Raw genomic sequence first — 23,960 nt, forward strand, 5'->3', positions numbered from 1 at the left:
TGGGCGAGGTTGCCGCTGAACAGGGGAATGCCCAGGGCAGGGAACACCACCGCGAGCACCACCACGTGCCACAGGAATATCGAGTACGACCAGCGTCCCAGGGCGCGCGCGGCGGGGTGCGCCAGCGCGTCGCGGGGACGAGGCGCCAGGGCATAGGGCCACACGACCGCCGCCGCGAAGGCCGCGCCGGCGACGATCCGCAGGTTAAACTGCCCCGGGCTGGGGTGGGTGAGGCCCAGGGGCCCAAACCATTCCTGGCCCGCCACCCAGGCCAGCCCCAGGGCCAGGGCCCACCACAGCCACCGCCGGTGCAGGAGCCGGACGAGGAGGCGGGAGCGACGCACCAGGGGTTCCGCCTCGGCGGCCACCAGGCCCACGGCAAACCAGCTGGCGTAGGCCGGCGGCCAGATCTGCATATTCGGCCAACCGTTGCCTGGGGTGGCCGCCACCGGAGGCCACCACGGCCACCCCAGGCTGGCGGCCGCACCCAGCGCGATGAGCGCCACCCTCACCCGGCGCGAGGGCAACGCACCCACCGTGAGCGCCAACAGCGGCAGCACCAGGTAAAAGGCCACCTCCACGCACAGGGACCACAGGTGCGTCAGCCCCCCCACCAAGCCGTGGGGGAGATAAATCTGGGTGAAGGTCAGCTGCGCGAGCGCCGCGGCGGGCTGGGTGCCAAAGGCCTCGGGCGCAAAGAGCAGCACCGCTAGCACGCAGACCGCGTAGGCCGGAACGATGCGGGCGAAGCGATGGAGGTAGTAGGCGCCCACGCGGCGATCATCGCGGTGGCGGCGCCACAGCAGGAAGGCGGAGAGCGCAAAGAACACGGCCACGAAAAAATCGAGGCGCGCGGTGAGGGCGCCGAGGGTTCCGGCGGGGTCGAGACCAGTGTGGAAGGCCACGTGGGTGAGCAGCACGCCGTAGGCCGCCACGGCGCGCAGCCCCTCCAGGGAGGGCAGAAAGCCGGTTGCGTAGGATGAATCCGGTACCCGTCGGGCCGCGGCTACCCTGGCTTTCGGCGGCGTCGTCACCGCTCCCACCCTAGTGGAAGGATCATCGTGACTGGTACCCGCAGGTGGTTGATTGCCCTGGTCATCGCGGCCGTCGCGCTCACGCTCAGCGGCGACGTCCTCCCGCGCGCGATACTGGGCTCGATGAAGAAGCTCGACGTGGGGACCACCGTGTCCGTGCGCACCGAACCCGCCACCGCCAGCGTCCTCGACGTGGCAGCCTGGCGGCGGCGCGGCCCGCAGGACTGCGCGGAGCTGCGCTGCTACCAGACCACCGCGCCCCTCCAGGAGACCTCCGAGATCAGCGTGCTTCCCGGGGACGATAAGAAGGAGGCGGTGATCCAGGCCCACACCGCCCTGGGGCGGATGCAGTGGCACGACTCGGTGCGGGTGGCGCGCCACTCCGCCTTCCCGGTCTCGGGGGACAGCGGCGCGCTGAGCGCGCAGGGCTCGCTGGCCGGGGTACTCACCGGGGGGGAGAGCGGGCCGCTGGGCCGCGACGGGCTGCACTATCGCTTCCCCTCCACCACGGAGCAAAAGTCCTACCCCTTCTTCGACCCGTGGAGCCTGCGCTCCGCGCCCATCGACTACGTGGATAAAACAGAACACTATTTTCTCTTTCACCAGGACGTCGCCCCCGTTGCGCTCGGCCCGAACTCCCCCACGCTGCTGCACGCCGAACCGCTCAGCGGCCCGGCCAGCTCCTTCTATTCGGCCGAGGAGCTCACCACCCTGGGGCTGCGCGCCGCGGACCCGATCACGCTCAATCCCTTCTACGCCGCCAGCCGCACGCTCACGGTGGAACCGGCCTCCGGGCGAATCATTCAGGAGCACGAGCACCGGGTAGTGATCCTTGCCGCCACGGAGGAGGAGGCCCAGCAGGCCGCCGCCGAGGAACCCTCGGGCAGGGTGCTCTATCGCGCCGACACCCGCTGGGACGCGGACACCGTGGCCGCCCACGCGCGGGCCGCCGATCGGGTGGTGGCAACCCAGCAACGCATGGCCGTGCTGGCCTGGGTATCCAAGACCCTGCGCCTGCTGATCGTCCTCGCCTTCCTCCTCGTGCTGGCCCGGGCCCGGCGTGCGCACTAAAACCACGGGGTCGGCCCTGCCCACCGTCCTGCTGAGCGCCTGGGCGACGCTGCTGGTGGGGCTGGTGACCCTGCCCCTGTTTCATCCCGGCGCGCTCGCGCTGCGGGACATGATGGTGCTCGACCACCCGGCGCTGAGCCTCAACGCCCTGGGCTGGGGGGATCTCCCGGCGCGCGGGGCGCCCCAGGAGGGCATCCTCGCCCTTGCCGGGACCGTACTGCCCGCCTCGTGGCTGGTGCGGGCGGGCATGGCCGCGGCGGCGATCGGCGCCGCGGCGGGCAGCTGCCTGCTGGCGCTCCACCTGCGCGCCGGGCGGTGGGGCTGCGCGGCGGCCCTCGCGCTGGGGGTGGCCAACCCGGCCATCATCGAGCGCCTGCTGCAGGGGCAGTGGTCGCTGGTCCTCTGCGGCTGGCTGTTGCCGCTGATCGCCTGGGCCGGGTTGGGCGGTCGCCCCCGCGCCCAATGGGCGGCGATGTGGGGGGCCTCGCTCAGCCCCACCGGGGGCATGCTCGCCCTGCTCACTGCCCTGACCACCGCCCAGAAGCGGCGCTGGGCCACGACGCTGATTGGGGTGGTGCTGTGCGCGCCGTGGTGGGTTCCCGGCCTGCTCGCCGGGGCGGATACCACCTCCACCACCCGCGCGGTGGCGGCGTTTGCCCCCCGCGCCGAGGCCTTCGCCGGTACCCCCGGCACGCTGCTCGGCCTGGGCGGGATCTGGAACGCCGCGGCCGCCCCACCCTCGCGCGAGGCCGGGGCCGCGCTCGCCGGGGTGGCGCTGTTCTTCCTGCTGTGCGCCGGGTGGCGGCGCTGCCCGCGTGGGCTGCTCGTACTCGGCGCCCTGGGCCTGGGGGTGGCGCTGGCGGCGTGGGCGCTGCCCTCGGCGATGGGCATGGCCGTGGGCGGTGTTCCGGGCGGGGGGCTGCTGCGGGATGCCCACAAGTTCGTGCTGCTCGCCGCGCCCGGCTACATCGCCCTGGCCGCCGCGCTGCGCCCCGGTCCCGCCGCCGGGGCGTTCCTGCTCTGTGCTCTGCAGCTCATCGACGCCCCCGTGGCCCTCGGCGCGCTGCGCCCGCTGCCCCCGGAGGCCCTTCCGGTGCCCCCGGCCGCCATGCGCGCGGCGCAGCACCAGGCGGCCGGGCGGACGGCGCTCGTGGTGGGGGAGCACTCCGGGGCCCTGGTCAGCGCGGGCGGGCGCGTCTTGGTCAATCCCTGGTGGAAGGCGCTGGCCGCCGTGGAGCCGGGCAGCCTCAGCGTGGACGGCGTGGAGGTCGATCCCCCCTCCCCGCGCTGGGTAGCCGCCACGGCGGCCTGGCGCTCCGGCGACCTGCCCGAGCTGGAAAGCCTGGGGGTGGGGCTGGTGGTGGACGGCGCCACCGGCACCGTCCTCGCGGAGACCCCCGCCCCAGCACCGACGCGCACCCGCGGGCTCGCCCTGCTGGGGGCGTGGTTGGCGGTGGTGCCCCTGGCGCTGCTGCTTAGTCGGCGGCGGAAGTGACGTCGCTCAGCAGCCGCTCGAAGCGCGCCCCGGCCTCCGCCCAGGAAAAGGCCGTGGCCTTGCGCCGCGCGGCCTGGCCCAGGCGGCGGCGGGCGGGGGCGTCGTCGAGCAGATCCCGCACGGCTGAGGTCAGCTGCGCCGGGGTATCCACCAGCAGACCGGTGCGGGCGTGATCGATGGAGTCCTGCAATCCCCCCGCGCTGCGGTACCCCACGGTGGGCACCCCGTGCTGCGCGGCCTCCATCACCGCCAGGCCCCAGCCTTCCTTGCGCGAGAGCATCAGGTGCAGGGCCGCGCGGGCCAGCTGGGCGTGCTTGTAGTCCTCGGAGACCTGCCCGTGGAACACCACCGCCTCCCCCAGGCCCCGGCGGCGGGCATACTCCCGCAGCCGCGCGCCCCACCAGCCGCTGCCCAGCACATCCAGGACTACCCCGTGGCTGCGGTGCAGGGCTCCCGCCACGTCCATCGCGTGTTCGATCTGCTTGTGCGGCACGAGGCGGGAGAGGGTGACCAGGTGCGGGCGGCCGTCGGCCGCCAGGCGCGGCAGGTGCGCCGGGACGGGATCCACGCCGTTGCGGATCAGGTGAATGTCCTCGGCCCGCACCCCGAGCGCCACGAGCTCCTCGCGGCTGGGATCGGAGACCGTGACGTACTGGCTTCCCCGATACACCCGGGGGGCCACCGAGGACTCCAGCCACCAGCCCAGGCGGGCGATAGCGGGCCCGGCCACCGGCCACTGCTCCCGGTGGCAGTGGTGCGTGAGCAGCACCGTGGGTTTTCCCGCCACCGGGCGGGCAAAAAACGGAATGCCGTTTTGGGTATCCACCACCACATCCACCCCGCGCAGCGGCCCCCAACCCAACCGGCCCGCCAGCATGGCCAGCCAGGCGCGCGGATAGACCGTGTACTTGCCCCCGGCGCGGGAAAACACTACGCCGTCGCGGGTGCCGCGGGAGGGGGCGTCCGTGTACGAGGCGGTGCGAAAGACCACCTCGTGGCCGCGCGCGGCGAGGTAGGCGGCGACGTGTTCGAGGTAGCGCTCCGAACCCCCGCCCTGGGGATGATCCGTGTCGCGCCAGCACAGCAGGAGAATCTTCATGGGTAGGTCAAAGCCTAGCGCAGGGGGATGGGGAGGGTGGAGCGCATACGGGGCGGGAGTGTTTCGTTTATTTCGTTTATCGGTTACGATACCGCCCTGACACAGACCACGAATCCCGCAGAATCATCCCACGACATCAACGCCATCGCACTGCGACAACTCAACCGCACCCTAAGCGGCCCCTCTCCCACCACGGTGGCGATTACAACCGAGTGCCCGGCCGACCCCATAAGAATCTCCCGGGATGTTGCCGACTCGCTGCGCACCGTCCTCGCCCATGCCGTGGCAGGCCGGGCCGTGAGCATCATACCCGCATGCGCGGAACTCACCACGCAACAAGCCGCCGCGCTGCTCAACGTGTCTCGTCCCTACGTGGTCAAGCTGATCGACGAGGGCACCCTGCCCTGCCACAAGGTAGGAAGCCACAGGCGGCTCTATGCCTCTGACGTGAAAAAATACCAACACGATCGCGCGATTTCCGCACGCATGGCCGCCGACAAACTCACCGCCTTATCCGAGGAGATGGGACTCTACGAATAAGCGCCTTTATCGCGATACTCGACGCTAACGTGCTCTACCCCAGCGTCCTTCGCGACGTTCTCATCCGGTTCGCCCTCACCGGCATGTTTCGAGCCTGCTGATCAGACCGCATCCTCGACGAGGTATTCCAAAACCTCCGCTCCCATCGTCCCGACATCGCATCAGAGAATTGACAAAGAACCCGGGAACTCATGTGCCAAGCCGTGGACAATTGCCTCGTCACAGGGTATGAAGACCTCATCGAGGGTCTCACGCTGCCCGACCCAGACGATCGCTATGTTCTCGCCGCGGCCATACGCTGCAATGCACAAGTCATCGTGACCGAAAATCACAAAGATTTTCCCCCAGACGTCCTCAATCGATACGATCTTGAGGCTCAAGGAACGGACGAATTCCTCTGCTACCACATCGATCTATTCGGCCCCGAGCGCATCAGGCGATCACCCATGCGTCAGCAGCATGGAAGAATCAGCCCACAACAGTCGATGACGTCCTCCAGGCACTCGCGCACGCGGTGCCCCCGCAGCAGCGGCCCTGCTCCAGCGATAAAAAATTCTCCCACCCTACCCTGCTACCCTGGCCCCGTGCTCGACTCCCGACTCCCCCGCACCCGCCGCCGCGCCACCCTGCGGCGCTCCTTTTCCCTGCTGAGCAGTTTCCGATTCGAGCAACGCGATCCCGCCCGGTTCTACGGGGGCCTCGCCCGCGATACCGCCGAGCTCGTCGAGGCCCTGCGCGCGGACTCCCTCCCCCCGGGCACCCACCCCGGAGCGCTGCGGGATGCCGCCGTGCTCGACGTGGGCGGCGGCCCCGGCTACTTTGCCCGGGAGTTCGAGGCGCGCGGGGCACGCTACATCAGCGTGGAACCAGACGCGGGGGAGATGGCGGCGGCCGGGATGAAGGTGGCGGCCTCGGTGCGCGGCTCCGGCATGGCCCTGCCGTTTCGCACCGGGGTTTTTGACTTGGTGTATTCCTCCAACGTGGCCGAACACGTGCCCGATCCCTGGCGCATGGGCGCAGAGATGCTGCGGGTCACCGCCCCCGGCGGACTGGCGGTGCTGAGTTATACCGTGTGGCTCGGCCCCTTCGGTGGGCACGAGACCGGACTGTGGGAGCACTACGTGGGCGGAGGGTACGCGCGCAACCGCTATACGCGACGCCACGGGCACCCACCGAAGAACGTCTTTGGCACCTCGCTCTTTGCGGTGTCCTGCGCCGCCGGGCTGCGCTGGGCGCGGCGCGCGGAGGAGCGGGGGGAGGCCGAGGTGGTGGGGTGTTTTCCACGCTATCACCCCGGCTGGGCCTGGTGGCTCACGCGGGTGCCGGGCCTGCGGGAGTTCGCCGTGAGCAACCTGGTGATCGTGCTGCGGCGGATATAATTGCGCACCATGTCTTTGCGTTCCTCCCTCGCCGTCGCCTCCGCCGTACTCCTCGCCGGGGCGACCACCGCCCACGCGGCCTCCCTCACCGACACCGAATGGGCCTTGGCCGACGCCCCCGATGCCTTCTTCGTCCTCCACGAGAACGGCACCCTCAGCGGCAACGATGGCTGCAACGTCTTCGGCGGCAGCGCCGCTCTCGACGGCGATGTCCTCACCGTGGGCGGTCTTTCTTCCACCCTGCGCTATTGCGACATGGAGGTCTCGCTCACCAGCATTCTCAACGGCACCACCGCCGTGACCGTGACGGGCGATACCCTCACGCTGACCGACGCTCAGGGCGCCGAGTGGGCCTTTACCACAAAGAAGTAAGTTCCCCCCTTTTTTAGGGCTCCCGCCTCGTCGCCCTGGCCCGGGGAGGGAGACGCGGGTGCCGTTACGCGGCCAAGGCGGCAGTGAGGCAACACACAGATGATTGCAGGTTAGGCTTCCCTTTCCTTGGCTTATCCTTAAGGGCATGAGAATTCGCGCTGCTTCTACCGCCGCCCTGTGCCTGGCCGCGGCCCTCAGCCCCGCCACGGCACACGCCGCCACCCCCACCATCCCGGACGACCTTCCCGTCTTCCCCCGGGTGCAGGAGGATCCCCGCGTGTTCGTCACCCTGGAGGACGGCACGCCCCTCACCCCCACCACCACCGTGCATCGCGGCGACGTCCTGCTGGTGCACGGCAGTGGCTTCTCCCCGCAGGCCAACCGGGGCGGGTTTCCCTTCCCCGTGCCGCCGGGCACGCCCAACGGGCTTTTTGTTCTCTACGGGGCCTTCCCCGAGCAATGGCGGCCCAGCGAGGGCGTGGACAGCGCGGCGCGCGCCCACCCGCACGACCGGATGGCGTGGGTCATGCCCGAGGGCACCCTGGAATCCATCCCCAGCGGCCCGATAGAGATGCGGCGCTCCATCGCCCGCCAGGCCCAGCCGATGAATCGGGACGGCTCGTTTACCGCCCGCCTGGTGGTCGATCCCCCGGAGAACACCACCGGCGATCGCTGGGGAGTCTACGTCTACCCGGGCGCCGGTTCCCACAACGCCGCCGAGGAGTGGTACATTCCGCTGGCCTACTCCCCCGAACCCGGCCCGCACACCCCGCCCGCCCCCACCCGGGATCTGCTCATCGACGCCCCGGCGGCCTTCCGCTTCGCCGGGGTAACCGGAGGGGCGGTCAAGGCCACGGGCGGGGCCGCCGCGATCGATGGCGCGCAGGTGAGTTTTAGCCGCGATCGCGCCGCCGAGAGCGACGACGGCGTGCGCAAATACAAGGGCACGGTGGTCACCACCGCCAAGTTCACCCTGGTGGAGGTGGCCCTGGCCGATCCCTGGCTCAGCCCCCTGCCCGGCGGGAATTACGCCGTCTCCGCCCTGGTGTCGCGCTCCTATAACGTGGGCCCGGACGAGATGGTGCGCGTGCCGGTGGGCGTGGTGAGCGCGGACCGGGTGCTGGGCTGATCCCCCGAGACGCCATGGCCGCCCCCGCCGAGAGCGATGGGGGCGGCCATGCCGATAGGCGTGCCTAGTTCGTGGCCTCCGCCACGCGCTGTTGCAGCGCGCGGAACTGCTCCCACACCTGCTCGGGCACGCGGTCGCCCAGGAACTCCAGGTAGGCGGCATTCTCCTCCAGGTCGCGGGCCCACTGCTCGGCGGGGGCGGTCAGCGCCTCGCGCACGTCCTCCAGCGGGGTGTCCAGGCCATCGAGGTTGATGTCCTCGGCGCGAGCGGTGTAGCCCACCACGGTTTCCTCGGCCTCCGCGCGGCCCTCGATGCGATCCACGATCCAGGCGAGCACGCGGGAGTTATCCCCGAAGCCGGGCCACAGGAAGCGCTTGTCCTCGCCCCGGCGGAACCAGTTGACCAGGAAGATCGGCGGCATCTTGTCGCCACCCTTGCGGCCCATCTCGATCCAGTGGCTCAGGTAGTCGCCCACGTTATAGCCGATGAAGGGGAGCATGGCCATCGGGTCGTGGCGCAGCGCACCCACGGTGGCCTCGGCGGCGGCGGCGGTCTGACCGGAGGACAGGAGCGCACCGATCATGGTGCCGTGTTCCCAGCTATAGGACTGGGTGACCAGCGGCACGGTGTCGGGACGGCGGCCGCCGAAAAGGATGGCGTCGATCTTCACGCCGCGCCAGTCGTCGAACTCGGGCGCGGCAACCGGGCACTGCGAGATGGGCACGCAGTAGCGGGAGTTGGGGTGCGCGGCCAGGCCCTCGGAATCCGGGGTCCAGTCGTTGCCCAGCCAGTCGACGAGGTGCTCGGGGGCCTCGCCCATGTCCTCCCACCAGACGTCGCCGTCGTCGGTGAGCGCCACGTTGGTGAACAGGGTATTGCCCTGCTCCATCGTCTTCATGGCGATGGGGTTGGAGGAGTAGTTGGTACCGGGCGCCACGCCAAAGAAGCCGTTTTCCGGATTGATGGCGTGGAGGTGGCCGTCCTCCCTGAACTTGAGCCAGGCGATGTCATCGCCCACCACTTCGGCCTTCCAGCCGGGGATCGTGGGGGTGATCATGGCGAGGTTGGTCTTGCCGCAGGCCGAGGGGAAGGCCGCGGCCACATGATAGGTCTTGTTGTCCGGGGAGGTGAGCTTGAGGATGAGCATGTGCTCGGCCATCCAGCCTTCCTCCCGGGCCATCACGGAGGCGATGCGCAGGGCGTAGCACTTCTTGGCCAGGATGGCGTTGCCGCCGTACCCGGAGCCGTAGGACCAGATCTCCTTGGTCTCGGGGAACTGGGTGATGTACTTGGTGTCGTTACACGGCCAGGTCACGTCCTGCTCGCCGGGGGCCAGGGGCGCGCCCACAGAGTGCAAGCAGTGCACGAAGGTGCCGTTCTCGCCGATCTTGTCCAGCGCCTCGCGGCCCATGCGCGTCATGATCCTCATGGAGAGCACCACGTAGGCGGAGTCCGTGAGCTGCACGCCGAGCTTGGGCTCGGGGTCGCTGATGGGGCCCATGCAGAAGGGCACCACGTACATGGTGCGCCCGCGCATGGCGCCCCGGAAGTGCTCCCGCATTTCCGCCTTCATGTCCTCCGGCGAGACCCAGTTATTGGTGGGACCCGCCCCGTCCTCGGTGGGGGAACAGATGAAGGTGCGGGATTCCACGCGAGCCACGTCCGAGGGGTTGGAACGGGCCAGGAAGCTGTTGGGGCGTTTCTCCTCGTTGAGCCGGATGAGGGTTCCGGCCTCCACCAGTTGCGAGGTCAGCCGCTCCCATTCCTCCTGCGTCCCGTCGGCAAACACCACGGCATCTGGCTCGAAGAGCTCCACGGACTCGGAGATCCACCTCAGCAATTCCTGATTTTTCGTGGGCGCTGGGCCTTGCAGACCCTTGATGGCAGCGGTCATAACCTACTCCTGATCTTCGGTCGCTTTCTCTGCGATACGTTTCCCAGCGTATCCATGTGCACAGCGGAAAAACAGTTTGTCCCCCCTCACAGCCGGCCGAGTGGTCATAACATTTTACTCGCACACCCCACCACCTGGCACGTCCCGCGGGATGCGAAAAGGCACACATATATCGAGCACCCCCGCACGGGGGTATTCCCCCACTTTCGACGCCGCGAAAAGTAGCCCGGCGCGCCCATCAGGCCGAGACACTCCCAGGTTTTTTCTCCCATCCCCCTCCCCCACCCCCTCGGCCAGGTACCTATCGCCGGGTCAGTACCCGCACCGCCCCGCCCGACCCCATCCCGGCGCGTGTTACCTATACCATACGTAGCCTTGCTCACAGTGCGTCCGCCGTGGTTATAACAACCCGAGAGGGGGCGCGGACGGGATCACCGGGGCGTCGATAAGCACCCCGCGCGCGGATATGCTGTAGGAGATGAACGATTCTTCCCTCTCCCCCCGCCCCGGTCTCGGCGATCTTCCCCACGGCCGCCCCTTGCAGTCCGAGTTCCACGATGGATTGGATTACCCGCGCCTGGGCACCGTGTCCTTCCGGCGCGGCACCCTGACCCCTCGCCAACAGGAAACGTGGCAGCGGCACTGGCCCCGCCTCGGCCGCGTGATGAGCGACGAGCGCATCGACGTCGCGCGGTGGTTCGGCCGCGAGGCCCACCCCACGATCCTGGAGATCGGTTCCGGCACCGGTACCTCCACCGTGGCCATGGCCCCCCTGGAGAGCGATACCAACATCATCGCCGTGGAGCTGTACAAACCCGGCCTGGCCAAGATGATGGGCGCGGCGCTGCGCGAGGGGATCGAGAACATCCGCATGGTGCGCGGGGACGGCGTCGAGGTGCTCAATCGCATGATCGCCCCCGGTTCCTTGGACGGGGTGCGCATCTTCTTCCCCGATCCCTGGCCCAAGGCCCGCCATCACAAGCGCCGCATCATCCAGTCCGGCCCGCTGCACCTCATTGCCACCCGGCTCAAGCCCGGCGGGGTACTGCACGTGGCCACCGACCACGCGGACTACGCCGAGTGGATCGGCGAGCTGGTGGACGTGGAGCCGCTGCTGCGCTATCGCGGCTGGCCCTGGGAGGACTGCCCCGTGCTCACCGACCGGCAGGTACGCACGAAATTCGAGGGACGCGGCCTGCGCATGGACCACACCATCACGGAGTTCCTGTGGGAAAGGGTGGCGGCCCCGGAGGACCTCCCCCGGCACGACGCCCCCGAGCAGGAAGGATAACCGCCCGTGTTTATGCGCTGGGGTCAGTTTTCCTATCGCCACCGACGCCTCATCCCCGCGCTGGTGGTGCTCGTCATCCTCGCCCTGTATGGCATCTTCGGCCTGCGGCTGGGCGATCGGCTCAGCCAGGAGGGATGGGAGGATCCCGGCGCGGACTCCACCGTGGGCGCGCGCATCGAGCAAGAAACCTTCGGGCGCGACCGCAGCGGGGACGTCATCGCCCTCTATTCCACGCAGGCCCCGCGCTCCCTCAGCGATCCCGCCCTCGCCCGGGAGATCGACGCGCAGCTTCAGGATCTCCAGGCCCGCTACCCCGGGCAGATCGACCACGTCACGAGCTATTTTTCCACCACGGCCCCGGAGATGATCACGGCCGACGGCACCCGCGCCTTCGCCGCCATCGGCCTGGCCGGGGACGGAGAGCAAACGCTCAAGGATTATCGCGTCATCGAGGATGCCCTGCGCGACCAATCCCTCCCGGAGGGCGTGTCCCTGCAGATCGCCGGGGCCACCGCCGTGGCGGATTCCCTGGACGAGGGCATGGCCGGGGACATCTCCCGGGCGGAGCTGGTGGCCCTGCCCGTGGTGGCGGTGCTGCTGCTGGTGGTCTTCGGTTCCGTGGTGGCGGCCACCATGCCGCTGATCGTGGGCTTGCTGTCCATCCTGGGTTCCCTGGGCATCCTGTCCATCCTGGCGGGCACCGCGCAGGTCAACGTGTTCGCGCAGTCCGTGGTCACGCTGCTGGGCCTGGGCCTGGCCATCGACTACGGCCTGTTCATGGTCTCGCGCTTCCGCGAGGAGATGGACGCATCCACCCCGCTGCCCCGGGCGGTGGCCGTCACCACCGCCACGGCGGGTAAGACGGTGGTCTTTTCCGCCGCGATGGTGGCCGTGGCGCTTTCGGGGCTGATGATCTTCCCCCAGGCCTTCCTCAAATCCGTGGCCTACGGGGCGATCTCCGCCGTGGGGCTGGCGGCCCTGCTCTCCGTCACGGTGCTGCCCGCGCTCTTTGGGCTGCTGGGGCACAACATCGACCGATGGGCGCTGCGCCGCACCTCCCGGCGCGGCCGACGCCTGGAGGACACCCTGTGGTGGCGCCTTCCCGCCTGGGCGATGCGTCACGCCAAGGCCGTCACCGTGGTCATCACCGGGGCCCTGGTGGCCCTAGCAATCCCGCTGGCGGGCATGACCTTCGGCGGGATCAACGAGACGTACCTGCCGCCCACCAATCCGACGCGCCAGGCTCAGGCGGCCTTCGACGAGACCTTCCCGGCCTTCCGCACCGAGCCGATCAAGCTGGTGGTCACCGGGGCGGACAATCAGCAGCTCAGCGCCGTGTACCGCCAGGCTAACGAGGTCGAGGGGCTCACCGGACGCTTCCGCCCCGCCCACCCCAGCCAGGACGGCACCACGGTGCTCACGGCGGGGATTAGGGATCGGGAGGACAACCAGGAGGTGATCGAGCGGCTGCGCACCATCGACGCCCCCGAGGGCGTGACGGTGCACATCGCCGGCACCCCGGCGATGGAGGTGGAGTCCATCGAGGCGCTGCTGGGCACCCTGCCCTGGATGGCGCTGTACATGGTGCTGGCCACCTTCCTGCTCATGGCCCTGGTTTTTGGCTCGTTCGTCCTGCCCGCCAAGGCCATCATCATGACGATCCTGGGCCTGGGCTCCACCCTGGGCATCCTCACCCTCATGTTCGTGGACGGGGTGGGCTCCGGCGCGCTGAACTTCAGCGCGGGCCCGCTGATGAGCCCCGTGCTGGTGCTCATCGTGGCGATCGTGTACGGCCTGTCCACGGACTACGAGGTCTTTCTGGTCTCGCGCATGGTGGAGGCCCGGGATCGCGGCGCCCGCACCGACACCGCCATCACGTACGGCACCGCGCACACCGGCGGGATCATCACCGCCGCCGCGCTCATCATGATCGTGGTGGCCGGGGCCTTCGGTTTCTCCGAGATCGTGATGATGAAGTACATCGCCTTCGGCATGATCGCGGCCCTGCTCATCGACGCCACCGTGATCCGCATGCTGCTCGTACCCGCCGTCATGCACCTGCTGCGCGAGGATAACTGGTGGGCCCCCGCCTGGCTGCGCGCGGCCTACGATCGGCTGGGCCACGGTATTCCCGTCCCCGCTCCTCGTCCTCAGCCTGCCGCCCCGACCACCGCCCCGGTCAGCGTGGACGAGGCGGTGGTGATCGAGGAATCCGAGGCCGCCCGCGGCGGGCGCACCACCGCCCAGGACACCGGGCTGGTTCCGTTCAAGGACCTCATCCGGAAGCTGGAGAAGTAGGGGTGGGGCGGTGGCTGCATAACCCGTGGGTACGCTACGGCCTGGTGGCCCTCCTCCTCGCCGCCCTGGCCTACGCGCTGCGCGATAACGCCCACTTTCTGCGAGAGGGATGGGCGGCGCTGGGCGAGGCCCGCGGGCGCTACCTGGCGGTGGCGGTGTTCTTCGCCGCCGTCACCATGGTCTTCCAAGCGGAGACGCTGGTCAGCCTGCTGCGCGCCACCGGTGTGCACTGCGGCCGGGGGCGCGCCAACGCCCTGGGCCTGGCCGCCAACGCGTGGTCAGCCACCCTGCCCGGCGGCCCGGCGGTGGCCGCCGCGATGATCTTCCGGGAGCAGTTGGCCTGGGGGGCGAGCGCGGTAGTGGCCAGCTGGTACATGGTGGTCTCGGGCCTGTTGTCTGCCGTCGGCATGGCGCTGCTGGGGCTCAGCGCGGTGTTCTTCCTGGGGGCCTCGGTTCACCCGGTGGCCCTCGGGGCATCGATCGTGGCGCTGGTGGCCATGCTCTGCGCGGTGAACTGGGCGGCCCGCAACCCGGCCACCGTGGAGGCCGGGTTGCTCGCGGGGCTGCGCTGGTACAACCGCCGCGTGCGCGCCCCGGAGGAGCGCTGGACGGATAAGCTCTCGGGCCTGCGCACGCAGCTGCGCGCCGTGGACGTCCCCCTGCCCCGCCTGGGGCTGGCGCTCCTGTGGTCCACGGCCAAGTGGGTGGCGGAGATCGTGTGCCTGTGGGCCTGCGTGGTGGCCGTGGGCGGCGATCCCGACATCGCCGGGGTCGCGCTATCCTTCCTGGCCGCCAAGCTCGTCGGTCAGGCGCAGATTACCCCCGGCGGGCTGGGGCCGGTGGACGTGACGCTCACCTCCACGCTGGTGGCCCTCGGGGAGATTCCCATGTCCCTGGCCGTGGCGGCGGCCATCGTGTTCCGCATGCTGACCTTCGTGTTGCTCGCCGCCGTAGGCTGGGTGGTGTTTTTGTGGTTCTGGGTTATTCGCTCACGAGAAAAGGAGAAACTCGCATGACCCGCTGGTGCGGCTACGACGCCCTCGCTATCGCCCTCTTTGCCCTTCTGGCCCGCGTGGCTCACCGCAGCGAGGACATGCCCCTGACCGTCACTGGGTGGCTATCCACCCTCTGGCCCTTCCTGCTCGGGGTGGCCCTGGCCTGGGGTCTCATCACCGCGCTCGGGCGGGGCGGGGCCACGGCAGCCTCGCCCTGGCGCAGCCTCGGCGTGGTGTGGCCGCTGACCGTCGCCGTGGGCCTGAGCGTTTGGGGGCTGCGCCACGGAGCGGTGCCGCACTGGTCCTTCCTCATCGTGGCACCGTGACCTCCGGCGTTCTCATGGCCGGGTGGCGAGCGCTCGCCGGGCGCAAGTAAAAGGGCCGGGGTCCATCCCCCGGCCCTTTCGGCGTGTCGCGCTGGTTTAGGCGCGGATCACGCGGCTAAAAGCCGGGTCGATCGCGGGGAGTGCCGCGGCCTCCACCTCGGTGTCCTCGTCCACCAGGGTGCTCAGGTCGAGCTCGGGCTTCTCCGCGTAGAGCGGCTTGCCCACGGTGGAGATCTTCTCGTAGCCCAGGGCCTTGAGGGCCTCGGTGATCTGGGCAAAGGCGCCCTGATCGGCCTGCTCATCAAAGGAATCCACCTGGCGTAGCACCACGGAATCCCCATCGAACTCCACGCTCACCAGATCATGCCCGGCCTCGTCCTCGATAGCCTGCACCGATGCCTCCGCGGCGGCCTGGCGATCCTCAGCGCCCTGATCGGTAGCTTCGCTCGCGGCCACGGTCTCCGCCACGGGGGCCTCGCTGGAGCTAAAGGGCGTACCGCCCAGGGAGAAGAGACCGGCCATAGCCAGGGCCAGGCCCTTCAGAATCGTTACGAGCATGCAAGGCTCCCTATTTCTTCTTCGAAGGTACAATGCGGCCCCAACGCGACGGGGCCATATCCCTTTGAACCCTACTCTCCTTTCGTACCCTCCGCTACATCGGCGCAATGGGGTGCTTCTTCGGCAGATCGCTCTCCCGCTTGTCCGCCAGTTGGCGCAGGGCACGACGCAGTTCCAGGCGGGTGTCGCGCGGCTGGATCATCGCGTCGAGGAAGCCACGCTCGGCGGCGACGTAGGGCGAGGTCATGTTCTGATCGTAGAAGTCCATAAAGAGCTTCTTCATCTGATCGCGCTGCTCCAGCGGGGCCGCCGCGATCTGCTTTCCCTGGATCATCACCACGGCCGCCGCCGCCCCCATCACCGCGATCTGCGCGGTGGGCCAGGCGAGGTTGATGTCCCCGGTGAGGTTCTTCGACCCCATCACCGCGTAGGCTCCGCCATAGGCCTTGCGCACGATGAGCGCCACCTTGGGCACGCTCGCCTCCACCACGGCAAATGCCAGCTTGGCCCCGCGGTGGATCAGGCCCTCCTTCTCCTGCGCCACCCCGGGCAGGTAACCCGGGGTGTCCACCACAAAGATCACCGGGATGTTGTAGGCATCGCAGGTGCGGATGAAGCGCGCGCCCTTGTCGGCGGCGTCGGCGTCGATGCAGCCCGCGTAGTGCATGGGCTGGTTGGCCACGAAGCCCACGGTGCGACCGTCGATCCTGCCGAAGGCGCAGATCAGGTTGGGCGCAAAGTTCTCCTGGATCTCGATGAGGTCCTCGTCGTCGCCCAGCTGCGCCAGCAGTTCCATCATGTCGTAGCCGGCGTTGGTGTCATCGGGCATGAAGGTGTCCAGGCCGCGGGTGTCGGCCACCTCCTCGTCGGTGGGCGCCGCCACCACGGGCGCGGGGTCGAAGCAGCTCGACGGCAGGTGCTCCAGAAGGTCGCGCACCAGGTCGAAGGCCTCGTCCTCGCTGCCCACCACGGCGGAGATATTGCCGTTGGCCTCCTGCTGGCGGGCTCCGCCGAGTTCGGCGGAACTGATGTCCTCTCCTGTGACCTCGCGGATCACCGCCGGACCGGTGACGTACATCTCCGTCTCCCCGTCCACGGCGATGACGAAGTCCGTGGTCACCGGGGCATACACGGCACCACCGGCGGACTTGCCCAGCATGATGGAGATCTGCGGGCTGCGCCCGGACAGCGGCATCTGGCGGCGCGCGATCTCGGAATACATGGCCAGGGAGGTCACGGCGTCCTGGATGCGCGCCCCGCCGGAGTCCTGGATGCCGATCACCGGGCAGCCGATCTTGATGGCCATGTCCATGACCTCGACCACCTTGCGACCAAAGGTCACGCCCACCGAGCCGCCATACACGGTCTTATCGTGGGCATAAACCACCACGGGGCGGCCGTCGATGCGCCCGTAACCGGTGACCACGCCGTCGGAATAGATGGCGTCCGGGTCGCCGGGGGTCTTGCCCAGCGCGCCGATCTCCATGAAGGAACCCTCGTCGAGCAGGGCCGCGATGCGTTGCCGGGGCGTGGTGCGCCCCGCCTCGTCGCGCTTGGCGCGGGAGCGCTCGCTGCCGGGGTCCTGCGCCTTGTCCAGGCGGCTTTGGAGATCCGCGAGTTTTTCCGCAGTGGTGGCCACTAGTACGTGCCCCTTTCCAGGCTCTCGATGCGGCGGGTCAGGTGCGCCCCCACCGTGGCGATTTCCGGCTCGTCCACCACCGCGAGGTGGTCGCCGCGCAGCTGCACGATCTCCAGATCCGCCACGATGGCGCCCCAGCCGCCGTCCGGGGCGATATTGGCGTAGGCCGGCTCCAGCTCGATGGCCCCCTCGTGCATCCGCTCCGCGCGGAAGAGCAGCACCGGCACCGTCACGTCCGCCCAGCGGCGCATGTCCAGGCTGTCCAGAATGCGGTTATCCACGAAGCTGGCGCGCTGGTGCTCCAGTACCCCGGCGGCCAGGCCGTGCTCGGCGGCGTCGGTGGTGCTCAAGAACTCCGTGAGCATGCCCAGCATGGCTTCCTCTCCAGCGGACTCCAGCAACTCGTAGGGGACGGGGAAATCCAGGCCATAGGTCTTCTTGGCAAAGGCGGCGTACCGCTCCCAGCGGGCCCTCGTCTCCTCCGGGGTGTCCGGGATCCGCTCGGCGGGCTGCACCGTGTCCAGCAAGACGATGGTGGCCACCTCCACCTCGTTCGTCGCACGAAGCTGGTGCGCCACCTCGTAGGCCAGGGCGCCGCCGAAGCTCCATCCGCCCAGGATCACCGGGCGGTCCTCCGCGAGCCGCGCGATCTCCTCCAGGTACGCCGCCGCGCGCTCCTCCAACGGGCCCTCCCGACGCTCCACGCCGTAGACCGGGACGCTCTCCGGCAGCCGACGCATGAGCGGCTGGTACACCACGGAGGAACCGCCAGCCGGGTGGAACAAGAACACCGCGGGCGCCGTCGAGCCCTCCGGGCGGGCGCGTAGAACGCGGATATTGCCCTCCACCTCGGTTTCTAGGCCCTCGCGCACCAGGTTGGCCAGCGGCTCCAGGGTGCGCGCCACCGCCACCTGCTCCGCGGTGATCTCTACCCCGGAGCGTTCGCTGAGGCGCTGAGCAATCGCCTCCGCTACCTGCGCGGACACCTCCGGCAGCTCGCTGGTCACCCCGGCGGGGGCCGCCCCGCTGTGTCCCGCCCAGGTGGCAAAGACCAGGCGCTCGGAGGCGTCGCGCGGGGCCACGCCCACGCCCTGCGACGCGGCCTTCGACGCCTCCTCGGTCGCCGCGGGCTCGTCCGGTGCGGCGGTCACCTCGGCGGCCTTGCCCGCCACGGCCTGCTCCACCAGGGTGATCACGTCGGCCACCGAGCCGTCGCGCAGGGCCTGCACCTGCAAGGGCGGAATCTGGAAGTCGTTTTCGATGCGATTTTTGATCCGCATTCCCATCAGAGAGTCCAGGCCGAGGTCGATGAGCGGCAGCTCCAGGGGAAGATCCTCCGCGTCGTATCCCATCGACTCGGAGACGATCGCCCGCAGGCGCTCCTCCACCGTCTCTCCGGAGGCCGCGTCCCAATGGCGGGCCTCGACGTCGATCTCGCCCCGGGCGCCGGGCATACCGGTGGCCATGGCAGCCGACGGGATCGCGGTCGCCTCGGCGTCCGGCTCGCCCTGCAGCCGCTCGTCCCCGGCCACGAAGCCCTCCGCGAGCACCAGAGAACCGGTCTGCGCGGCGTAGACCGCCACCGAAAGGCCACCCAGGTGCCGGGTCACCACGGTGGTGACCTCCCCGGTGGCGGGGAGGGCGGCGTGCTCGCGCTTGGCCACCAGTCGGGCCTGCGGGTCGATCTCCGCAACGGCGGCCTCCACCAGGGCCAGGCCGGAGGGAACCCGGGTGGCCTCGGTACCAAAGGCCACTCGACCGTCCGGCAGGCTCACCCTGGCTCCCGGTATCCCGGCGGCGCCACCGGAGGGACGCGCGGGAGTCCAGTATTCCTGCTTCTTCCAGAGGGTGCCGGGGGCGTCGGGCAGCGTGGCGCCCAGGCCGCGCACCCGGCGGAAGTCCACGGGGGCGCCGGCGACGTAGAGGGCGGCGAGCAGGTCGCGCAGCGAGGCCACCGCGGGCACCTTACGCTTGAGGGCGAAGAGCAGCTGGGCGTCCGGCTTGCCGACGGCAAAGGCGGTGCTCATCATGCCCATGAGGGCCACCGGGTTCGGCGCGATCTCCACCAGGGCGGTGTGGCCGGCGGCAAAGGCGGCCTCAGTGGCGTCCTGGAACCACACGGCGTGACGGGTGCACCGCAGGAAGTAGTCCGCATCGTGCACGGTCTCACCCGGCCGATACACCCGACCGCGATCCACGGAGCTCAATAACGTGGTGTGCAGGGGGCGGGGGCGCAGGCCCGCGATCTCGGCGGCGAGCTCGCCCAGGATCGGGTCGAGCGCGCTGGTGTGGCCCGCGCCCTTGACCGCCAGCAGGCGGGCGAACTTGCCCTCGGCCTCAAGGCGCTCCACCAGGGCGCTCACGTCGGCGCTGGGCCCGCCCACGGTGGTCATGCCCGGCGCGGTGTACACGGCGGGTTCGATGCGGGCGAAGCGCTCGTCCTCGGCGGCGAGCTGCGCCAGCGCCTCGGTGGACAGCTCCACCACGGCCATCGCGCCCCGTTCCTCCTCGGACAGGGAGTTCTCCCCCTCCCCCATGAGGCGGGAGCGGTGGCAGGCGATGCGCATGGCCTCCCGGGCGCTCAATCCCCCGGAGGCGTAGGCCGCCGCGATCTCGCCCATGGACATGCCCATCACGGCGGCGGGGCGCACCCCCAGATCCGCCAACAGGTCGGTCAGCGCGATCTGGATGGCGGTGATGGTCACCTGCGCGGTTTCCGTGTTGTAGGTCTGGGCGTCGTCCAGGATCAGCGCGAGCATGGACCAGCCGGACTCGTACTGCACCAGGGAGTCCAGCTCCTCCAGGCGCTCCTTGAAGGCCGGGGAGACGGCCACCAGATCCGTGGCCATCTTGCGGTGCTGGGAGCCAAAGCCGGAATACACGAACACCGGCCCGGTGGCCGCCGGGGAGTCCGCCACCGCGATCCCGGCGCTCTTCTTCCCCTCGGCCACCCGACGCAGGCGGGTGATGGCCTCGTCCACCGTGGCCGCCTGCACCACGGCGCGCGAACGCCCGTGATTGCGCCCCGCCAGGGTGCGCTCCAGGGCCGCGAGCAGCCCCTCGTCGCCTCCTCGCCAGTTCTCCAGGTAGTCCGCCAGCGCCGCGGCCTGCGCCCGACGCCGCGAGGGCAGGTGTCCGGAGACCGGGAGCAGCGCCGTCGCCTCCTCAGTCTCATCCAGGAGCGCCGCAGTGGCGGCCTCGGCCGCCCGGGTGTCGAGGCCGGAGTAATCCGCGGCGTCGAAGTCGCTGACCACCACGTGGGCGTTGGTGCCGCCGAAGCCGAAGCCGGATACGCCCGCGATCTTGCGGCCGGAATATTCCGGCCACTCGCGGGGATCCTCCACCACCTCCAGGCGCTCGGCGTCGAAGTCGATGTAGGGGTTGGGGCCCGCGTAATGGATGGAGGGCGGTATCACCTCGTTGTTCATGCCCAGGATCACCTTGGCCAGCCCCGCGGATCCCGCCGCGGACTCGGAATGGCCAAAGTTCGACTTCGCCGACCCCAGCAGCGTCGGGGAGGCGGCCTCGCGTCCCGCGCCCAGCACCTCGCCCAGGGCGGTGGCCTCGATGGGGTCGCCCAGCACCGTGCCCGTGCCGTGCGCCTCCACGTAATCCACCTCGCGGGGGTCAATCCCGGCGTCCGCGTAGGCCCGGCGCAGCACATCGGCCTGGGCCTCCGGGTTCGGGGCGGTCAGCCCGTTGGAGTGCCCGTCGGAGTTGATGGCGGAGCCGCGCAGCACCGCCAGGATGGTGTCCCCGTGGGCCACGGCGTCCGCCACCCGCTTGAGCACGAAGACCCCGGCACCATCGGCGCGCACGAAGCCATCGGCGTCCTCGGAAAAGGCGTGAATGCGGCCGCTGGGGCTGATCACTCCGAGCTCTCCGAAGGCGGTGGAGACGAAGGGCGAGGCCATGATGTTCACGCCCCCGGCCAGGGCCACCGTGGCGTCGCCGGCGCGCAGGGAGCGGATCGCCTGGTGCACCGCCACGAGGGAGGAGGAGCACGCGGTATCCACCGCCACCGAGGGACCTCGGAAGTCGAAGGTGTAGGAGACCCGGTTGGGGATCACCGAGCTGGATGTGCCGGTGAGCGCGTAGGGGTGCGCGACCTGCGGATCGGCGGCGATCACCATGCCGTAGTCGTTATTGGAGGAGCCGTAGAACACGCCCACCGGGGTGCCGCGCAGCTCGTTGGCGGGCAGCTGCGCGTGTTCCAGGGCCTCCCAGGAGAGCTCCAGCATGATTCGCTGCTGGGGATCCATGTTGGTGGCCTCCAGGGGCGAAAGCCCAAAGAATTCCGCGTCGAAGGAGGAAATATCGTCCAGGTAACCGCCGGCGAGGTTCTGCTCGGCCATCTTGGCCCTGGCCACCGGGTCGCCCTCGTACTGCGCCCATCGCCCCTCCGGGGGCGCGGCGGTGGTGCCCTCGCGGCCCTCCACCAACAGGCTCCACATCTCGTCGAGGCTGTCTGCCCCGGGGAATCGCGCGGCCATACCGATCACGGCGATGTCGTGTTCCTCGGGGGCGGAGCTGGGCGCGGGGGCGAGGGGTACGGCGGCCGCCGTACCCCGTCCCCGCGCGCCGGAAGACTGCCCGGACAGCAGGTGCGTGGCGAGGTCTCCGATGGTGGGATGCTCGTAGACCACGGTGGCGTCAAGCTTGCGCCCCAAGAGGTTTTCCAGCTCCCCGGAGAGCAGCACCGCGTCGCGGGAGGACAGGCCCAGGCTTTCCAGGGGTCGATCGTCGGTGATCTCCGCCACCGGAACGTCGGTCACCCCGGCCACCCATTCGCGCAGCCACTGGCGCAGCTGGGCGTCGGTCATCGTGACGGAGGCACGGGGGCTATCTGCCATGCGAGGAGTCTCCCTATAAAAATGCTCGGTGAAAATACATGCGTGACTATCGTCAGCCCTGTAGGGTACCCCGCGGCACCCCACAATGCGACCGCCGTAGACGAAGGTTCCCGCCGGTCAGGCCAGGTAGTGCTGCCGCGCCACCCGGCGCGCGATCTTGGCGCTCGACGTCCTGGCGATGCTGCCGGGATCAAGGATGCGCACGTCCGCGGGCGTCACGCCGTGCGCCGCGCTGACCTCGGTGCGGATCGCCCGGGCGGCCTCCGCGTCCGCCTCCGCGTCCGCCTCCGCGGCGCGCTCCGCCAGGATCACCAGCCGCTCGACGTCCTCGCCCGGCACGGAGAAGGCCGCGATCGCCGCGGGGTCCACCTGCGCGGTGGCGCGGGCCACGGTGAACTCGATGTCCTGGGGATAATGGTTGCGCCCGGCGATCACGATGAGGTCCTTGAGGCGGCCGGTGATAAAGACCTCGTCGTCGATGATCGCGCCCAGGTCGCCGGTGGCCAGCCATCCCTCATCCGGGGCGCCGTCCGCCCGCGATCCCTCGGTCAGGCGACCGGCCAGGGTGTTGGCGAAGGTCTCGGCGGTCTCCTCCGGGCGGTTGAGGTACCCGGCGGCGACGTTGTCCCCGTGGTTCCACAATTCGCCGATGGTGCCCTCCGGCACCTCGCGGCGGGTCTCCGGATCCACCACCACCAGGCGCTGCGGCGAGACCACCTGGCCGTTGGAGAGCAGGGCCACGGCGGCGGGGTGATCCTCCTGCACCCTGCGGGCCTCTCCCCGGGAGAGCGCCTCGCGGTCGAAGTGGGCGATGACGGGGCGCTGCGGGGTCTGCGGGGTGGTCACCAGCAGGGAGGCCTCCGCCAGGCCGTAGGAGGGGCGCAGGCTGGCGCGCTGTAACCCATAGGGGGCGAAGGCCTCGTGGAAGGCGGTGAGCGAGCGCTGGGTAATCGGCTCGGCCCCAAGCACCACGCCGTCCACCCCGGAAAGATCGGTGTCCTCACCGGGGGCGCCGTAGCGCACGGCCAGATCGAGCGCGAAGTTCGGGGCGGCGGTGTAGACGGCGAGGTCGTCGTCCCCGCCGCGCTTGCCGAGCTGCGCGATCCACCGGGAGGGCTGCTGGATGAAGTCGCGCGGTCCCATCAGCTCCGTCTCAAAGCCCAGGATGAGCGCGAAGGTGGCCAGGATGATGCCCATGTCGTGATGGAGGGGGATCCACAGCACCAGGCGCATGGGCAGGCGCAACCGCCCGGCGGCAAAAACCTGGAGAATATTGGTGAGCACCGAGCGGTGGGTGAGCATGACCCCCGCCGGGGTGCGGGTGGAGCCGGAGGTGTACTGCAGGAAAGCGGGCAGGTCGAGGGGCGCCACGCCCTGCTCCTTGAGGTAGGCCTGGGCCTCGGGTTTGTCCAGCGGGTTGGCCCAGGAGGCGGCTACCGCGTCGGGCAGGGCGTCGATGGCGATGATGCGCGGGCGCTCGGTACCCGGCAGGTCGGAGAAGTAAGAGCGCACCGCCGGGGCGGAGACCCTGTTGGTGAGCACCAGGCGCGGGTCGGAATCGTGGAACACGGCACGCAGGTGTGCGTCGTGGCCCGGCTCGCGGGGGTCGTAGAGCGGCACCGGGGTCAGTCCCGCGTAGAGGGCGCCGAGGAAGCCAAAGAGGTACTCCGGGGTATTGCCCATGAGCAGGGCCACGCGCTGGCCGGGCTGGGCCACCTGCTGCAACCGAGCGGCCACCGCCTTGATCCGGGTGTTGATCTGGGTGCGCGTGTAGTCCACGGGCCGCCCCGTCCCCTGGTAATCCCAGTGACGCAGGGCGGGGCGATCGCCGCCGCCGGCGGCCCGTTCCTTCTGGTAGAGCAGCTCGGACAGGCCGGGAAGGGTGAGGCGGGGGTCGATGGCGATCTCCCCGCGCTCGTTGAAGAACGCGGCCAGGGCGGAGTTGAGGTCCATGCTTCTCCTTTTAGGGTTCAAGGCGGATGCGGGC

Annotated in this window: 17 protein-coding genes and 1 pseudogene; 10 read left to right on the forward strand and 8 right to left on the reverse strand. The window is 69.8% G+C overall.

All coding sequences use genetic code 11. The annotated features are described in order from the left end of the window. Window positions 1–11: 11 nt before the first annotated feature. A pseudogene (locus H7347_RS04430) lies at window positions 12–1,043 on the reverse strand (acyltransferase family protein); the annotation flags it as partial. A gap of 18 nt (window positions 1,044–1,061) precedes the next feature. On the opposite strand from H7347_RS04430, the gene H7347_RS04435 reads away from it, so the two are divergent. Both H7347_RS04435 and H7347_RS04440 read left to right on the forward strand, forming a co-directional pair. Then, complete coding sequence (locus H7347_RS04435) at window positions 1,062–2,105, forward strand: porin PorA family protein (protein WP_152821699.1); 1,044 nt, start codon at window positions 1,062–1,064, stop codon at window positions 2,103–2,105. Beyond that, window positions 2,095–3,600, forward strand: a complete 1,506-nt coding sequence (locus H7347_RS04440) for a hypothetical protein (RefSeq protein WP_186337235.1) — start codon at window positions 2,095–2,097, stop codon at window positions 3,598–3,600. Before H7347_RS04435 ends, H7347_RS04440 begins: the two co-directional genes overlap by 11 nt. Here H7347_RS04440 and H7347_RS04445 read toward each other — a convergent pair. Continuing rightward, window positions 3,581–4,699: a glycosyltransferase family 4 protein gene (locus H7347_RS04445; RefSeq protein ID WP_152821701.1), complete on the reverse strand. Its 1,119-nt coding sequence runs from the start codon at window positions 4,697–4,699 to the stop codon at window positions 3,581–3,583. The two genes, H7347_RS04440 and H7347_RS04445, sit on opposite strands and share 20 nt — an antisense overlap. A gap of 36 nt (window positions 4,700–4,735) precedes the next feature. Between H7347_RS04445 and H7347_RS04450 the strand changes: the two genes are divergently transcribed. After that, window positions 4,736–5,239 carry a helix-turn-helix domain-containing protein gene (locus tag H7347_RS04450; RefSeq protein WP_186337236.1) on the forward strand — a complete coding sequence of 168 codons (504 nt, stop codon included), beginning with the start codon at window positions 4,736–4,738 and terminating at the stop codon, window positions 5,237–5,239. A 161-nt stretch (window positions 5,240–5,400) separates the two neighbouring features. Here the strand turns inward: H7347_RS04450 and H7347_RS04455 are convergent, their stop codons facing one another. Next, the gene (locus tag H7347_RS04455; protein ID WP_186337237.1) at window positions 5,401–5,619 is read right to left on the reverse strand and encodes a hypothetical protein; all 219 of its coding nucleotides are present in this window, start codon (window positions 5,617–5,619) and stop codon (window positions 5,401–5,403) included. A gap of 204 nt (window positions 5,620–5,823) precedes the next feature. Between H7347_RS04455 and H7347_RS04460 the strand changes: the two genes are divergently transcribed. The 3 genes from H7347_RS04460 to H7347_RS04470 all read left to right on the forward strand — a co-directional run bounded on the left by H7347_RS04460 (window position 5,824) and on the right by H7347_RS04470 (window position 8,119). Continuing rightward, window positions 5,824–6,618: a class I SAM-dependent methyltransferase gene (locus H7347_RS04460; protein WP_370513908.1), complete on the forward strand. Its 795-nt coding sequence runs from the start codon at window positions 5,824–5,826 to the stop codon at window positions 6,616–6,618. Window positions 6,619–6,627: 9 nt separating this feature from the next. Further along, entirely contained in the window at window positions 6,628–6,990 is a 363-nt protein-coding gene (locus H7347_RS04465) for an META domain-containing protein (RefSeq protein WP_152821705.1), read from the forward strand. Between the two features lie 145 nt (window positions 6,991–7,135). Next, window positions 7,136–8,119: an HtaA protein gene (locus H7347_RS04470; protein ID WP_186337238.1), complete on the forward strand. Its 984-nt coding sequence runs from the start codon at window positions 7,136–7,138 to the stop codon at window positions 8,117–8,119. 64 nt (window positions 8,120–8,183) lie between these two features. Here H7347_RS04470 and H7347_RS04475 read toward each other — a convergent pair whose 3' ends face one another. Continuing rightward, window positions 8,184–10,013: a phosphoenolpyruvate carboxykinase (GTP) gene (locus tag H7347_RS04475; RefSeq protein ID WP_152821707.1), complete on the reverse strand. Its 1,830-nt coding sequence runs from the start codon at window positions 10,011–10,013 to the stop codon at window positions 8,184–8,186. Between the two features lie 478 nt (window positions 10,014–10,491). On the opposite strand from H7347_RS04475, the gene trmB reads away from it, so the two are divergent. The 4 genes from trmB to H7347_RS04495 are packed head-to-tail and all read left to right on the forward strand — an operon-like array spanning window position 10,492 to window position 14,923. Further along, a complete protein-coding gene (trmB, locus tag H7347_RS04480) occupies window positions 10,492–11,304 on the forward strand; it encodes a tRNA (guanosine(46)-N7)-methyltransferase TrmB (RefSeq protein ID WP_152821709.1) in 813 nt (270 codons plus the stop codon). A gap of 6 nt (window positions 11,305–11,310) precedes the next feature. Continuing rightward, window positions 11,311–13,602 carry an MMPL family transporter gene (locus H7347_RS04485; RefSeq protein WP_186337239.1) on the forward strand — a complete coding sequence of 764 codons (2,292 nt, stop codon included), beginning with the start codon at window positions 11,311–11,313 and terminating at the stop codon, window positions 13,600–13,602. Between the two features lie 44 nt (window positions 13,603–13,646). Beyond that, on the forward strand, window positions 13,647–14,618 hold the full coding sequence (locus H7347_RS04490) for a YbhN family protein (RefSeq protein WP_370513909.1): 972 nt from the start codon (window positions 13,647–13,649) through the stop codon (window positions 14,616–14,618). Beyond that, window positions 14,615–14,923: a DUF3054 domain-containing protein gene (locus tag H7347_RS04495; RefSeq protein ID WP_227658999.1), complete on the forward strand. Its 309-nt coding sequence runs from the start codon at window positions 14,615–14,617 to the stop codon at window positions 14,921–14,923. Before H7347_RS04490 ends, H7347_RS04495 begins: the two co-directional genes overlap by 4 nt. Window positions 14,924–15,019: 96 nt before the next feature. On the opposite strand, the gene H7347_RS04500 is transcribed toward H7347_RS04495, so the two are convergent. The 4 genes from H7347_RS04500 to H7347_RS04515 all read right to left on the reverse strand — a co-directional run bounded on the left by H7347_RS04500 (window position 15,020) and on the right by H7347_RS04515 (window position 23,926). Next, a complete protein-coding gene (locus H7347_RS04500; RefSeq protein WP_152821713.1) occupies window positions 15,020–15,481 on the reverse strand; it encodes a hypothetical protein in 462 nt (153 codons plus the stop codon). A 94-nt stretch (window positions 15,482–15,575) separates the two neighbouring features. Continuing rightward, a complete protein-coding gene (locus H7347_RS04505; RefSeq protein WP_186337241.1) occupies window positions 15,576–17,120 on the reverse strand; it encodes an acyl-CoA carboxylase subunit beta in 1,545 nt (514 codons plus the stop codon). Beyond that, a complete protein-coding gene (gene pks13 / locus H7347_RS04510; RefSeq protein WP_152821715.1) occupies window positions 17,120–21,973 on the reverse strand; it encodes a polyketide synthase Pks13 in 4,854 nt (1,617 codons plus the stop codon). Before pks13 ends, H7347_RS04505 begins: the two co-directional genes overlap by 1 nt. Window positions 21,974–22,090: 117 nt before the next feature. Next, entirely contained in the window at window positions 22,091–23,926 is a 1,836-nt protein-coding gene (locus H7347_RS04515) for a FadD32-like long-chain-fatty-acid--AMP ligase (protein ID WP_152821718.1), read from the reverse strand. Window positions 23,927–23,960 lie beyond the last annotated feature (34 nt).

The sequence above is a fragment of the Corynebacterium sp. zg-331 genome, from assembly GCF_014267345.1.
Classification (GTDB): Bacteria; Actinomycetota; Actinomycetes; order Mycobacteriales; family Mycobacteriaceae; genus Corynebacterium.

Excerpts from the sequence above, each read along its gene's own strand:
- H7347_RS04445 (WP_152821701.1), bottom strand. The coding sequence starts at position 4,699 with ATGAAGATTCTCCTGCTGTGCTGGCGCGACACGGATCATCCCCAGGGC.
- H7347_RS04465 (WP_152821705.1), top strand. The coding sequence starts at position 6,628 with ATGTCTTTGCGTTCCTCCCTCGCCGTCGCCTCCGCCGTACTCCTCGCC.
- H7347_RS04470 (WP_186337238.1), top strand. The coding sequence starts at position 7,136 with ATGAGAATTCGCGCTGCTTCTACCGCCGCCCTGTGCCTGGCCGCGGCC.
- H7347_RS04475 (WP_152821707.1), bottom strand. The coding sequence starts at position 10,013 with ATGACCGCTGCCATCAAGGGTCTGCAAGGCCCAGCGCCCACGAAAAAT.
- trmB (WP_152821709.1), top strand. The coding sequence starts at position 10,492 with ATGAACGATTCTTCCCTCTCCCCCCGCCCCGGTCTCGGCGATCTTCCC.
- H7347_RS04495 (WP_227658999.1), top strand. The coding sequence starts at position 14,615 with ATGACCCGCTGGTGCGGCTACGACGCCCTCGCTATCGCCCTCTTTGCC.
- H7347_RS04500 (WP_152821713.1), bottom strand. The coding sequence starts at position 15,481 with ATGCTCGTAACGATTCTGAAGGGCCTGGCCCTGGCTATGGCCGGTCTC.
- pks13 (WP_152821715.1), bottom strand. The coding sequence starts at position 21,973 with ATGGCAGATAGCCCCCGTGCCTCCGTCACGATGACCGACGCCCAGCTG.
- H7347_RS04515 (WP_152821718.1), bottom strand. The coding sequence starts at position 23,926 with ATGGACCTCAACTCCGCCCTGGCCGCGTTCTTCAACGAGCGCGGGGAG.